This window comes from Paenibacillus sp. J31R34 (assembly GCF_059383715.1).
The window spans coordinates 155612-169843 of the sequence record NZ_JBXENU010000003.1 but is presented as its reverse complement, the minus strand read 5'-3'; the positions used below and the strand labels follow the sequence as shown (position 1 = coordinate 169843).

The window sequence follows — 14232 nt, the reverse complement described above, 5'->3', positions numbered from 1 at the left end:
CGCAGTCCTCTTATACAAACAGAACCATGAGCCAGCTATTAAAGCAAATCTGCTGCCAGCTGGGCCAGCTTGGAGCGTTCGCCCTTCTCCAGCGTCATGTGGCCGCTGATGCCTTCGTTTTTGAAATGCTCCACAATATGCGTTAAGCCATTGCTTGTGGCATCCAAATACGGGTGGTCGATTTGCTCCGGGTCGCCCATGAGGACGATTTTACTGCCTTCTCCTACGCGCGATACAATCGTCTTCACCTCATGCTTGGTCAAGTTCTGCGCCTCATCAATGATAATGAATTGGCCGGGAATGGAACGACCGCGAATGTAGGTCAGCGCTTCTACTTGAATACTGCCGAGACCCATCAATATTTTTTCAATATCTCCGGATTTTTTCGTATCGAATAAATATTCCAAATTGTCGTAGATCGGCTGCATCCAAGGGCGCAGCTTCTCTTCCTTCTCCCCTGGCAAATATCCGATATCCTTGCCCATTGGAACGACCGGACGAGCAATTAGCAGCTTTTTGTATTTATGCTCATCTTCTACCTTGAGCAGGCCCGAAGCTAGAGCAAGCAGTGTTTTGCCTGTGCCAGCTTTACCCGTTAAGGTGACAAGCGGAATTTCATCGTTAAGCAGCAATTCCAGCGCCATGCGCTGCTGCGCGTTGCGGGCCGTAATGCCCCACACTGGATCATTGCTGAGGAACAGCGGCTCCAGCTTAACCCCGTCCTGAGACACCTTGAGCAGCGCGGACTTGGAGGTGCCCATTTCATCTCGCAGGATGACGAATTCATTTGGATTCAGCCTGCTGCCAAGCTGCAAATTTTTCACCGTCAAAAACCGATACGAATAAAACTCGTCAATAATTGAAGGATGAACGAACAACGTCACATACCCGGCGTATACGTCAGAAGGTGCTACGATGCGGTCAGACATGTAATCTTCTGCCATCAGTCCGAGCACATCCGCTTTAATGCGGACGAGCACGTCCTTGCTCACCAGCACGACAGAGCTTATCTCCTGGCGATCCAATTGCTCTAAATGATAATTCAGCGCTACTGCCAGTATTCGGTTGTCATTGGACATCTCACCGAACATTTCCTGCACCCGCACGAAGCTGCGGTGATTTAATTCTACCTTGAGAACGCCGCCGCCAGGCAGCGGAATACCTTCGTGAAGCCGTCCTTGCTCACGCATTTTATCGAGCGAACGCGAGATAGAGCGGGCGTTGCGGCCAAGCTCGTCTGCCAATCTTTTCTTGGAGTCAATCTCTTCCAATACCACCGCGGGAATGATTACTTCATTATCGCCAAAGGCGAAGATCGCTTGCGGATCATGAAGCAGCACATTTGTATCGAGCACGAATATTTTTTTCATGAAAAACCCTCCCGGCGTGGACATTCAATTGAAAGGCCTATACATAGCCATACTATACTGCGGGCACACTAGGTTCTGACATAACGATCTGCAACAAGAAAGACGAGGTGGCTCACGTGTATAAACGGTTATTGGTTTTGATCGCAATCGCTGTTATTGCGGCTGGTTGCAGCACCGTCAAGCGAAACGAAATGGCATCACCCTCTCCACATCAAAATCATGCGAATGGCGCCGTAAGGGCGCAGCAGCTTGCGGAAGATTCCGTTAAACCATTGAAAACGAATAAGGAAGTTGCTGAGCATCTTGAAAAGCTGGCAAAAGGCGTTCGCGGCGTAAACAATGCGCATTGCGTCGTGTTAGGCAAAACAGCCGTTGTCGGCATTGATATCGACAGCAAGCTGGATCGCGCACGTGTCGGTACGATTAAATATTCCGTTGCCGAAGCTTTCCATAAAGATCCGTACGGCATGGATGCTGTTGTAACAGCCGATATGGATGTCTCTCAGCGGTTGAAGGAAATGGGAGCCGACATTAGGCGTGGAAAGCCGATAACAGGCTTCGCTGAAGAAATGGCCGATATTATCAGCCGCATCATCCCGCAAATACCACGCAATGTGACGTCTCATCAGCCGGAGCGGCCACAAACGCAATCCCACACCCAATCGCCAGTCCAGGAGCAGCACCTTCATGAGAAGCAAATCCAAAAGCACGCAACGAATGGAGACAAGCATTAATCACTAACGCAAACGCACAGAAAGCCTGACGATCGAGTGATCGTCAGGCTTTCTTATAGACGTACATACTTGTTCATGAGAAGTACAGATAACCGAAACGACCTTTGGACAAGCTGCTGCCGTCATAGCCACACCTGCAGAACCACGTTTAAAACGAGGCATGCAATCAGCTTCGATGAGTTGCTCGAAATTGGCGGCTAGGAACACGGTCATCAGCATGACCTCCTTCTAACAGGAATAGCATTCGGTATCCTTAGCTCCTATTATAGCCATTATTGAATCCAGCGTCTATGGTTATTCAGCCATTTTTGCCTGAAGCACCGCACGCGCTTCTTCAAGGGATGTGGAATCAACATATACATACGGGCTCTTCCACGTTCCGTTTAACGCTTGGAACGCAATATCGGAGCTGCCCATGCCCAAATATGTACTCAGCATATTTTTAATTTCAGATGGAGGCATATCGAGCGTCAAATTATTACCGACTGCGCCGATGACCTTATCGTATTTCGTAACGCCCTCAAACGATTTCATTTTATCAAAAATCGCTCCGATGACTTCCATCTCCCGACGATTGCGGTCGAAGTCGCTGGATTCGGCTGTTCCCTGATTCGATTTGCGATAACGCACATAATCGAGGGCATTTTTTCCATCAAGCACCTGCTGGCCCTTGCTCAAATTAATGTTTGTGCCATCGGCCGTATCCCGGTAACGCATATCCATCTCGACATTCACCTCAACGCCATCAAGCGCATCAACAACATCGGTGAAGCCTTTAAAGTTAATAATGCCGGTATACTTCAAATCAACGCCAAAATATTTCGACAGCATATCACGAATTTCTTTCTTTGCATCCTTCTCTGCCGCTTCTTTGTCCATTTTCTTCTCAGTACGGGCATTATTGAAGAAAGTGCTGTAATTCGCATTCGCCTTCCGCTCGCGATAGCCCTCTACTTGCAGCACCGAATCCCGTGGAATCGAGACGACGGAGGCTGATTTTGTATTCGGGTTAAAAATAGCGACAAGCATAACGTCGGTATTTAAACCTCCGCCATTTTCACGAGAATCAATACCGAGCAGCACCATGCCCGTAGGCTTTTTCTTAACGGACTCCTCTTCTGGCACGACAATATTATTCGCTGTACCAATCGTATCAACCGCATTAGTAGCCACGTAAGCAAGATAACCGACATAGAGCATAATTAAAATAAGAACGGAAAGCACAGCAAACATAATTTTAATCCATATGCTGCCTTTTTTCTTTTTCTTCTTAGGCTTTGGAGCTGTTTTCTTCGCACCACCCGGCCTGCTTGCAGCCGTTCTTGGGGGTAATCCTTTAGAGCCTTCGGTCATAGCAACCACCTTCAAATCCTTTGTATTTCGTTTCCGTCCTCTTTACGCAAAGAAGCAGCGATACCCACGAATTCTCGCGGATAGCGCTGCTGCAGAAGGCAGATCCGATCTTAAGAACACGCTAACGTCTCATATGCCGTTACTTCCGGAGTCTGATTCCTTTACAGCGTGCTTGCCTGCCCGTTTACTTTGCAGCTTGTCATACAGCTGGCGACCGCGAAGCATAAGCATCATTAATACAGCAATTCCCATACATTGAATAATCGGCAGCGAATCCACCTGTAAAATCCAAAGCACGAAAGAACCGAATACGATCAAAATGTAAACCAGTACTTCCTTTAGAATTGGCAGCTTCGCATTATTCGCCCGAAACACGGTATTGAAAATATAAATCGTGAATCCTAATATGAGCAAATAAGAAACGACCCAATGTTCACTAAACCATTGCTGCATGCCGTTAAACCTCCAATCAGGCGGCTAGCGCCTTAAACGCCAGCTTGTGATGTTTTGCGTTGTTTTTCTGCACGCTCGCGTTCGCTTTTGTTCAAGATTTTTTTACGAAGACGAATCGACTTCGGCGTAATTTCGCAATATTCGTCATCGTTCAAATACTCAAGCGCGCTCTCCAGAGAGAACAGACGAGGAGTTTTGAGTTTGACTGTATCATCTTTACCAGCGGAACGAATATTCGTCAATTGCTTTTCTTTACAGATGTTTACGACGATATCGTTGTCACGCGTGTGCTCGCCAACGATCATGCCTTCGTAAATTTCAGTACCTGGCTCCAGGAACTGAATACCACGATCCTCTACGCCCATCATGCCGTAGAACGTCGTTACGCCATTTTCAGTAGCAACAAGCACGCCTTGGTGACGTCCACCAACACCGGAACCAGCAAGTGGACCATAGCTGTCAAACGCATGGTTCATAATGCCGTAGCCGCGTGTAAGGGTAAGGAAAGAAGTACGGTAGCCGATCAGACCGCGAGCTGGGATGATGAACTCCAAGCGAACTTGGCCTGTGCCATTGTTCACCATGTTGACCATTTCAGCTTTACGCGAGCCAAGGCTCTCCATAACCGCGCCCATGCTTTCTTCCGGGACGTCAATGATCAGACCCTCGTAAGGCTCTTGCTTCACGCCGTCAATTTCCTTAATGATTACTTCAGGTTTCGATACTTGCAGCTCAAAGCCTTCGCGACGCATATTCTCGATCAGAATCGTCAAGTGAAGCTCACCGCGTCCCGATACGATAAATGCATCCGGGCTCTCCGTTTCATCTACGCGCAAAGCAACATCCGTCTCAAGCTCTTTGAACAGACGCTCACGCAATTTACGGGAAGTAACCCATTTGCCTTCGCGGCCAGCAAAAGGACTGTTGTTGACAAGGAAAGTCATTTGCAGCGTAGGCTCGTCAATTTTCAGAACCGGCAAAGCTTCCGGATTCGCTGGATCAGCGATCGTTTCACCGATGTTAATATCTTTAATACCTGCAATCGCTACAATGTCGCCAGCGCCTGCTTCTTCGATTTCAATCCGTTTCAGACCTTGGAAGCCGAACAGCTTCTCGATTCTAGCCTGCTTCTTGCCGCCATCACGCGTCATAACAGCAACGGTTTGTCCTTGACGAACGATACCACGGTTTACACGGCCAACCGCAATACGACCCAAGTATTCATTATAGTCAAGCAGCGTCACCAAATATTGCAGCGGCTCCTCTACATTCTCTGTTGGCGAAGGAATATGGTTAATGATCGTTTCATACATCGCTTCCATGTTCTCATCTTGTTTGTCAGGGTCAAGACTGGAAGTACCCATCAATGCGGAAGCATAAACGACATTAAACTCCAGCTGCTCATCACTTGCACCTAGCTCGATGAACAGGTCAAGCACCTCATCCACAACTTCTGATGGACGAGCATTAGGACGGTCAATTTTGTTCAATACTACGATTGGCTTCAGGTTCGATTCCAATGCTTTGCGCAATACGAATTTTGTTTGCGGCATACAGCCTTCGAAAGCATCAACGACGAGCAATACGCCGTCAACCATTTTCATAATACGTTCAACCTCGCCGCCAAAGTCAGCATGTCCTGGTGTATCAACGATGTTGATCAAATAATCTTTGTACGTAATCGCAGTATTTTTCGCCAAAATTGTAATTCCGCGCTCACGCTCTAGATCGTTGGAATCCATCGCACGCTCCTGAACCGCTTCGTTCTCACGGAAAGTTCCTGATTGCTGAAGCAGTTTGTCAACCAATGTTGTTTTGCCGTGGTCAACGTGCGCGATAATCGCGATGTTCCGAATGTTCTCTCTTGCTTGCATAACTAATAATCCACTCCATTTGTCTAATTTTGTATAATCCTAACCGATTGCTTGCCGTCTACCAGCGGGATCGTTTCCCCATCATCATCCATGCTCCGGCCGCAATCAGGATAATAGCAATCGCATATATCCCCCAGCTCCAAACGAGCGCCAAAATCAGCAGTACAGCCGATGTAACAGCGAGAATGGCGGAGGCGTTAAAAAAAACGCGTTCGCGGGATGCGCCGAACAAGTGGTACTCGTACAGCCCAACCGCTACACCCGTTATAAACAGCGGCCAAACATATTTGAGCGTCTCCCATCCGAACATGATACAAAGCATGAACAAGATCGAATAAACGATCAGCATGCCTCCCGGAATAAGAACAACTGCCGGAAACAATCTGCCGAAATACAGCACATGCAGCAGAATTCCCGGAATAAGAACGAGAAGCGGCCAAAAATTGGATCCCAAAAAGCTGAACACACCCAGTTTGCCAAGCAATATTACGATACCAGCCAGCAGCACAATAATTCCAGCGGAATATTTGTTGTTAGGCATCCGCGCTTCCGCTCCTTACAACGCCTTACGCATATCCTGACGAAAGACGACAGTTTTTATCTTTACTAGTTTAAAGGAAGTGAAGTGAAAATACCAGTGCAACTATGGCAACATGAAAAAAAAATTAGCAAAGCGCCTAAAACGCCCTCTCCCTGTAGGCGTTTTACAAAATCAACAAACGCTTGTACTGCCGTTTTGTGCCTTTCCGAACTCCTGCTGCCGACTCCTCTGGCACGCATAACGGCTTACGACACCGCCGATCGGCGCATCAGGATGCCGATAATAATGACGAACGGGATGCTCAGCAGCGGAATCGCCTGAGTAGCGGTGGCTGAGCTGCTGAATAGCAGGCGGTGCATGCCCGGATCATTCACAAGCATGCCTCCAGCCGCAAAACCGAGCAGCCCGGCGCCAATATAAATGAGCGAAGGAAATTTTTGCAGCAGCTTCGTCAGTATATGGCTGCCCCAAATGATCATCGGGATGCTTAAAGCGATTCCTACAATCAATAGCAGGGTCTCCCCTTTCGCCACGGCCGCTATTGCAAGCACATTATCAAGGCTCATAATAAAATCAGCCGTCACGATTGTCCATACCGCGGCGAGCAGCGAGGTCGCACGGCCTATTTTATGCGAAGCTCCGCCTTCGCCACCCAGTTCGCCCGCATCCGCTAGCAGCTTTACGGCAATATAAAACAGCATTACAGCGCCAATGGCTTGCAAGAACGGTGTCTGCAGCAAGGAAATCGCCGCCATCGTCAGCACGCAGCGCAGGACAACAGCAGCCGTTGTTCCCCACCAAATCGCCCGCCTGCGCTGCTGCTCTGGCAGATGCTTGCTTGCCATTGCAATTACAATAGCATTATCGCCGCTTAGCAGAAGATTAATCAGAATGATCTGCATAAATATAAAAAAGCTGTCCATTATACTCGCCCCCTATACTACCACCTGTATGTCCAAGCTGGGGCGAATATGCCGGAAAGCCTAAAGCGGGCCACTCTGCTTTTCTGCCTCTTAACAAATAAAGACCGCCTTACCCTTTTCATGGTGAGACGGTCTATACATTGAAGCAGCTTACAGCAAGCTGCTATTCGTTGCTTTTAGAACCAACGGTCTTCACCGGCACTTGCTTCCGGCTCCGGGTCCTCTGGCGTAAGAAACATCACTTCCGTTTGCTGCACGGCTTCATTCAGCAGCTGATCCAGATTTTTTTGCTGATTCAAATAACCTTCAACCTTTTCCACAAACCGCAAATTCGGCTTAATGCTTGGGGATTTCGGCAAAAACAACGTACAGCAATCCTCATAAGGCAAAATCGAGGTGGCAAACGTGCCCAACCGCTCCGCCTCATTAATAATTTCCTGCTTGTCCATCATTACAAGCGGCTTAAGCAGCGGCAGCACGGTCGCCCGCCCAATGACATCCATGCTGACGAGCGTCTGGCTTGCTACCTGGCCCAAGCTTTCGCCTGTTACAATGCCATGAGCGTGATTGAGCTCCGCAAGACGCTCCGTAATGCGAAGCATCGCCCGGCGCATCAGCGTAATAATAAGCGGGTCCTGTCCTGACTGGGCCAGCGTCGTCTGAACTTCCGTAAAAGGCACCAGATGCAGCCTCAGCGGAGCGCCGCTGTAATAGGAAAGTCTTTTAGCAAGCTCAATCACTTTCTCCTTCGCCTTCTCGCTCGTAAACGGATAGCTGTGGAAATGGACCGCTTCAAGCTCCAGCCCTTTGCGCATCGCCATCCAGCCCGCTACCGGACTGTCAATGCCGCCAGAAAGCAGCAGCATCGCCTTGCCGTTCGTCCCAAATGGAAAGCCGCCCGGACCGTCAACGACCTCGTTGAAAATATAGGCCGCTTCCTCCTGAATATCAACCTTCAGCTCCACCTCGGGCTTCCTGACATCCACCTTCAAATTTTCCATCGCACGCAGCACATGCGCCCCAACCAAATGGTTCATCTCCTGCGACGTATGCGGGAACTTCTTCCATGCGCGCTTTACGCTTACTTTAAAGGTCGCTGGCTCCTGCGGGATCGCCTTCATCAGCGCAAGCGCTGCTGCCCGAATCTCCGCAAGCTCCGGCTGAACGCTTACGACTGGACTAAAGGTGGAAATACCGAAAACGTCCTTGACCTTTTCCGCGATGAGCGCATAATTTTCCCCGTTCAAATTAATATAAAGCCGGCCGAACATTTTTGAATACGTCAGCGCGGCGAAATCCTTCAATCGCAGCTGAAGCTGCTGGAGCATCCGCTTCTCGAACATCCCGCGGTTGCGTCCCTTCATAGCCAGATCGCCGTAGCGAATGATCACTTTATCATACATCACTTTACCTTGCGCTCCTTTCAAGCGGCTTAAGCTTGCTAATTGTAAGGCGCAGCATTTCGCACAGCTGCGAAATATGCTGCTCCGTATGCTCGTCGCCCAGACTAATTCTTACGCCGCTGGCTGCCCGTTCCTGCCCGAGTCCCATCGCAAGCAGCACTCGGCTTGGCTTATTGTCGCGCGAGGAGCAGGCCGACTTCGTAGAAGCGATAATGCCATGCTGCTCCAGCATGTGAACGACAACCTCCGGCTTCATGCCCGGATAGGAAAAATGGACAATATGCGGCGCCATGCTCTCCGGCGCTCCGCCAGTCAAGCTCAGCTCCGGCGCAGCCTCAACGAAATCCGTCAATTGCTGGCGCAGACGGTACATCCGCTCGCGCCGCTCCGGCGCCGATTGCATCGCCATGCGCAGCGCCTTCGCTGATGCCACGATGCCGGGCACATTTTGCGTTCCCGCGCGCATGCCCTGCTCCTGCGAGCCGCCTGAAAGCAGCGGCGTCAGGGTAACACCCTCGCGGACATACAAATAGCCGATCCCTTTGGGTCCGCGCAGCTTATGCGCAGAGCCGCTGAGCAGATCAATACCCCAGCCTCGCAAATCAATCGGCAGCTTGCCGATGCTTTGCACCGCGTCCACATGCAATAGCGTGCGCGGATGCCCTTGCAGCAGCTTGCCAATGTCTGCGAGTGGCTGCACACTGCCAACTTCATTATTCACATGCATAATGCTGACGAGAATCGTGTCGTCGCGCAAAGCCATCCGCAGCGCCTCCAGTTCAACCTGCCCCGCTTGGTCAACCGGCAAATAAGTAACCTCGTAGCCTTCCTGCTCCAGCTGCTTGAACGTATCGTAGACGGAGGCATGCTCCATTTGGGTCGTAATTAGATGCTTGCCACGGCTCTGGTACTGCTTTGCCGCTCCTTTAATCGCGAGATTGTTGCTCTCCGTGCCGCCAGAAGTGAACAGCCATTCCTCAGCCTTTACGCCAAGCAGCTCGCCAAGCAGCGAACGCGAGCGCGAGATTAGCTTATCTGCGTCTGCACCGGCATGATGAATCGATGATGGATTTGCATAATGCGCCTTCATCACCTCAGTCAGCGTATCAATAACCTCCTCGTAAGGAGGCGAAGATGCGCAATGATCAAAATATAGCATAAGCCGAACGTTCCTTTCCTATTAGAAAAAATAAAAAGATCAGCGACGGCAAGCGGGTTGCCATTCGTGATCTAAAAGAAGTGCTTTTACAGCCTGGAGACTGCGACGAAATAAAGTACCGCTAATTTGTTGACAAAAGCGGGTACTCATTTCCTCGCAGTTCCTTAGTAACGTGCTGCTTGTACTTTCACAATATAGCGCTGCGTTTCCTCAGGAAGCTTGTCCAAATTCGCCATCAGCTCGCTGTCTGTCGTAATACCAAGGCGGTCGATACGACCTGGGCCGGCATTGTACGCGGCTAGAGCTACTTGCTCATTGCCATTGTATTTGCGAAGTAGAAAGGATAAATAACGGGTTCCGCCATCGATATTTTGCTGCGGATTTAAGGAATCTGTTACACCAAGGCCGCGTGCCGTCGCGTCCATTAGCTGCATGAGCCCTTTGGCGCCTGCGCCGGATACGACATCTGGCTGGAAACCGGACTCTGTGCGAATGACGCCGCGGATTAAAGCGGGATCTACGCCATATTGGGCTGCTGCCTGTGCAATCATCGCATCATAGTCAGTCGAGCCAGCTGCGAACGTCTCGCCCTCCGCCTGATAAGCGTTATTCAAGCTGGCAAGCTGCGCCAGCGCCTCGGACGCTTGAGCGGGTACATCCGTGCCTTCACCTGAGCCGTTCGAAGCTTCATGCATATATTGGGACAGCAGCATGTCGAACAACGAAGTTACACTTTTGTCCTTATTCGTGCCTAGCGGATTCGCTACTGTCTTAAAGTCAAGATTAGGAGCAAGCTGTGTCTTGATCATTTGCTTCATAATGCGCGGATCGATACTCATAATTTCCTCCTTGAACCAAATCGCTTGGCTCTGCTAGTCTAAGCGTAAACGGCTGAAGCCGTCCTTTGGCGGCAAAGTAACCGTTTCGCGATGAAATATAAGCCTATTTATAAGGGAAAACTTATAAATGCTTATATTTTAAAAAAACTCTATAATGATGTATCGGTTTTTATTGTACATGTTTTTACCCCTATTCGCCAGCAAATCGTAAAATACGCAAGTTTATTCGATTGGAGGATTAGCGAATAGCGCACAAAAACAACCTCCCAAGCTTGCTTCGGAGGTTGTTCAGGTTCTATTTAAAGCTTATTCGTTCGATTTAAAGTTTATTTGAATACTTTAACGCGATCTTCAAGCGGTTGGAATGTTTTCTCGCCTGGCTCTGCTGTTGGCTTGCCGAAAGGCATTTGCGCAATCAGGCCCCATGATTCTGGCAGGCCAAATGTCGATTTTACCTTTTCGTCGATCAGCGGGTTGTAATGCTGCAGGGAAGCGCCGAAGCCTACTTCTTCCAACAGGTTCCATACTACAAATTGCAGCATGCCCGAAGATTGGTGCGACCAAAGCGGGAAGTTGTCAGCATACGAAGGGAATTGCTGCTGCAAGCCTGCAACAACATTGTGATCCTCGAAGAACAAAATCGTGCCGTAGCCATTATTAAAGGAAGCAATTCTGCCTTCTGTCGAAGCGAATTGATCAGCAGGAACGATTGCGCGAAGAGCTTCCAGCACAATGCTCCACAATTTATCATGTTTTTCGCCGAGCAGAACGACTGCTCTAGCACTTTGAGAGTTAAAGGATGAAGGGGAATGTTTAACGGCTTCGTTAACCAATTCTACGATTTTCTCATCAGAAACAACGGATTCTTTGCTAATTCCGTAGTAAGTACGTCTTGCTTGCACAGATTCCAAAAAGCTTTGTGACATAATCAAATACCTCCAGTTAAATGGTTTAGTTCCATGCTTGATTAGATGCACACCAAAGTAATATTAATTACTTTACGTAAGTAACAATAATATATTACCCCTCGATTTGTCAAGCTTTTCCGCTGGCTTTTTATCAAAATAAGCCTTTCGCACCGCTTTATTCATTCCCCAATTGTTCATCTTTCATGAGCTGACATTCACACATTATCTTTCTTGCTATCAGTCTCTGCACCATGCTGCTCCCAAGACTGGTCGCCAAGCTCTCTTACTTTGTTCCATTTGCCATTGATCCAAGCGATGAGGAAGGAGATTCCCCCCAGCAATAGCAGCACAAGCACCTTGTACAAGCTTTCTTGGCCGTTCAGGTCGAAGAAAATGGCTTTAATGGCTGTCAGCCCCAAAACCGAGAAGCCAAACCAGCGGAACACCGATTGACCGCGATTGACGCCCCACAATACGAGCAGCAGCGCATATACGCCCCAGGAAGCTGACAGGCTGAGCTGCATATAGAAGCTTGGAAGATCGTAAAGATGCTCCTGAAACAACCGAATCATTTGAACAGTCAGCAAACCGCCGATTATTAAATGCGAGCACAACGCATACATGTTCCCCATTACGCGATTGCCTGCATCGCCAAGTGACGCAAATTTCTGCCGTGCCGAATAATAGAAGCCCAATGCCGCAAGCGCCAGCCATGCCATCGCGCCCCAGTTCAGAAACGGAATGAAGACGCCGAACCATTCGCCGCGCGGTGTAAACCATGTGATGACGTACCAATAGCATACCGTCGTAAACCATATAATGAGCGATGCCAGATTCAAAGCTTGCCAGCGGAACCTTTTGCCCGCTAAAACAAGCAGCGCGGCCACCGCCGACCATAGGAACACATTAAAGATCGGTTTAACAGCTAGACCGCTGCCCACCTGATTAAGCGCAAGCAGCATCAGCAGCACACCAGCAGAACCATACGTAGCCGAGGCTGGCTCCATGCGCTTCATATGATAGTGAATAAACCAGCTGGCAAGCAGCAGCACAAAGCCGATAAACGCCAGCGGATAAGCATAATGCACTTCACCATGAATGAGCAGCAGTGACCAGAAGCCAAAAATAACGCCATTGGACAGTCCCGCAAACATATTCATCCCGTCAAAGCTTTGTTTATTTGCCCGCGAAGCAAGCAGAAAGCCGATCTGATAAAACAGAAATGCGGCGAGCGCGTAGCGCAGCGGCAAATTCCAAACCCCTTCCACTACGGGATCAAAGGTGAAAAAGTAAACGATATACATGATCCAGCTTCCAATAAAAGAGGTCAGTCTGAGCTCATTCCAGCTCTTCACCGTGCTGAGCCAGAAAAAAGCGGAATTGAGCACGAGCATATACAGAAATAAAGTAAAGACTTGATCCGTTTCCGGACGCATGAGCAATGGCGACAGCAGGCCGCCCGTTAAAGCAATATTGATTAGCAGACGCGATTCAAAGCGGTAAGCATAAACCGTAAGCGCCGCAGTAACGGCTGTCATGCCCAGCAGCACTGTCATCGAGTCCCACATTTCATAATAGACACCGGCAAAAGCGGCCGTCGTATACAACAGGCAGGCACCTAGTCCGATTAACAGCTCGCCGACGAGCGGCCATTTTTCCCGCTTAATCAACGAAAATCCTGCTGCGGCAAAGCCTGCACCGCTCAGCAATCCCAGCCCGATTTTCATCGCATTCGTTACCCAGCCCTGCTCCACCGTATATTTGAACAAAGTGACGAACGCTGATAGGACAAATAACACGCCGAGCAGCAAAGTCCATTGTTTGCGAATCCATACATTCATTGGTTGTACCTCCGTTTAGCTGCATTTTTGTGACTTGGTCTTAGTTCTATTTTAGAAAAATAGGGCAAAAAAAATAGTACCAACTTTACGTGGTACCATTTCCATCCTTATTTTCTTTTTCTAATAGACCAAGCGCTTTCACCTGCTGCGCAGCCTCTTTCGAGCCACCAAGCTGCAGCTTCTTGAGTATATGGTTAATATGGTTTTTGACCGTTCGAATGGAAACGAACAGCTTATCTGCCATTTGCGATTGCGAATAGCCTTGATCGACCAGCTCCAGCAATTGCAGCTCCGCAGGCGTAATCAGATCGCGCACCTTCTTCACTTCAAAATCCCGCTCCAGCTGCTTCAGCCTGCGGAATTCCTCGCGCATCTGCTCCGCCGCCGCCGCACTGATCGGAGACTGGCGCTTTGCCGCCGCCGCTATTGCCGCAGGCAGCGATTCAAAGTCGGATTTGATCTGGTAATCGATCGCCCCCACCTGAAAAGCTTGCAAAATCAGCTCCTTCTCCTCCATCGACGTCAGCATAATGACCCTTGCCCCCGTCGACATCGCCGTCGCCTCCGCCAGCTCAATGCCGGCAGGCTCATCACCGAGCATAATATCCATGAGTACGACATCTGGCGCCTTCCGCTCTCCAGCAAGTGCTTCCCGTACCTCCTGCGGATTATCCGAGGTGAATACGACTTCAATGTTCGGCTGGGCCGCCAGAAAAGCTTTCAGCCCGCGCAGCCAATCTTTGTCGTCCTCCACAATCCATACTTGTATGTTATCCATCGGCATGTTCCCCTTCTCTCAGCCTTATCTCTGTCTATTTCTATTTATCTCTCTGA

14 protein-coding genes are annotated in these 14232 nt (G+C 49.3%); 1 reads left to right on the top strand and 13 read right to left on the bottom strand.

What is annotated here, in order from left to right:
• Positions 1-38: 38 nt before the first annotated feature.
• A complete protein-coding gene (locus AC50YG_RS10115) occupies positions 39-1370 on the bottom strand; it encodes a PhoH family protein (protein WP_473759708.1) in 1332 nt (443 codons plus the stop codon).
• A gap of 116 nt (positions 1371-1486) precedes the next feature.
• On the opposite strand from AC50YG_RS10115, the gene AC50YG_RS10110 reads away from it, so the two are divergent.
• Positions 1487-2104: a YhcN/YlaJ family sporulation lipoprotein gene (locus AC50YG_RS10110; RefSeq protein ID WP_341282169.1), complete on the top strand. Its 618-nt coding sequence runs from the start codon at positions 1487-1489 to the stop codon at positions 2102-2104.
• 3 nt (positions 2105-2107) lie between these two features.
• Here AC50YG_RS10110 and AC50YG_RS10105 read toward each other — a convergent pair whose 3' ends face one another.
• The 12 genes from AC50YG_RS10105 to AC50YG_RS10050 form a co-directional block, all read right to left on the bottom strand.
• Positions 2108-2323, bottom strand: a complete 216-nt coding sequence (locus AC50YG_RS10105) for a hypothetical protein (RefSeq protein WP_494826584.1) — start codon at positions 2321-2323, stop codon at positions 2108-2110.
• Positions 2324-2398: 75 nt separating this feature from the next.
• The gene (locus AC50YG_RS10100; protein ID WP_473759714.1) at positions 2399-3457 is read right to left on the bottom strand and encodes an LCP family protein; all 1059 of its coding nucleotides are present in this window, start codon (positions 3455-3457) and stop codon (positions 2399-2401) included.
• Positions 3458-3586: 129 nt separating this feature from the next.
• Positions 3587-3910, bottom strand: coding sequence for a YlaH-like family protein (locus tag AC50YG_RS10095; RefSeq protein ID WP_046230392.1), 324 nt, complete (start codon positions 3908-3910; stop codon positions 3587-3589).
• Positions 3911-3942: 32 nt separating this feature from the next.
• Complete coding sequence (gene typA, locus AC50YG_RS10090; RefSeq protein ID WP_494826582.1) at positions 3943-5784, bottom strand: translational GTPase TypA; 1842 nt, start codon at positions 5782-5784, stop codon at positions 3943-3945.
• Between the two features lie 58 nt (positions 5785-5842).
• Positions 5843-6325, bottom strand: a complete 483-nt coding sequence (locus AC50YG_RS10085; protein ID WP_473759715.1) for a hypothetical protein — start codon at positions 6323-6325, stop codon at positions 5843-5845.
• Positions 6326-6570: 245 nt separating this feature from the next.
• A complete protein-coding gene (locus AC50YG_RS10080) occupies positions 6571-7248 on the bottom strand; it encodes a TerC family protein (RefSeq protein ID WP_494826580.1) in 678 nt (225 codons plus the stop codon).
• A gap of 176 nt (positions 7249-7424) precedes the next feature.
• On the bottom strand, positions 7425-8654 hold the full coding sequence (gene thiI, locus AC50YG_RS10075) for a tRNA uracil 4-sulfurtransferase ThiI (protein WP_473759718.1): 1230 nt from the start codon (positions 8652-8654) through the stop codon (positions 7425-7427).
• Between the two features lies 1 nt (position 8655).
• Positions 8656-9810 (bottom strand): cysteine desulfurase family protein, encoded by a 1155-nt coding sequence (locus tag AC50YG_RS10070; RefSeq protein ID WP_494826578.1) that lies wholly within the window; start codon positions 9808-9810, stop codon positions 8656-8658.
• A 164-nt stretch (positions 9811-9974) separates the two neighbouring features.
• The gene (locus tag AC50YG_RS10065; RefSeq protein WP_494826576.1) at positions 9975-10649 is read right to left on the bottom strand and encodes a lytic transglycosylase domain-containing protein; all 675 of its coding nucleotides are present in this window, start codon (positions 10647-10649) and stop codon (positions 9975-9977) included.
• A 326-nt stretch (positions 10650-10975) separates the two neighbouring features.
• A complete protein-coding gene (locus tag AC50YG_RS10060) occupies positions 10976-11575 on the bottom strand; it encodes a nitroreductase family protein (protein WP_494826574.1) in 600 nt (199 codons plus the stop codon).
• Positions 11576-11772: 197 nt separating this feature from the next.
• Positions 11773-13398, bottom strand: coding sequence for a DUF2339 domain-containing protein (locus AC50YG_RS10055; protein ID WP_494826572.1), 1626 nt, complete (start codon positions 13396-13398; stop codon positions 11773-11775).
• An 85-nt stretch (positions 13399-13483) separates the two neighbouring features.
• The gene (locus tag AC50YG_RS10050; protein WP_473759724.1) at positions 13484-14176 is read right to left on the bottom strand and encodes a response regulator transcription factor; all 693 of its coding nucleotides are present in this window, start codon (positions 14174-14176) and stop codon (positions 13484-13486) included.
• Positions 14177-14232: the final 56 nt, after the last annotated feature.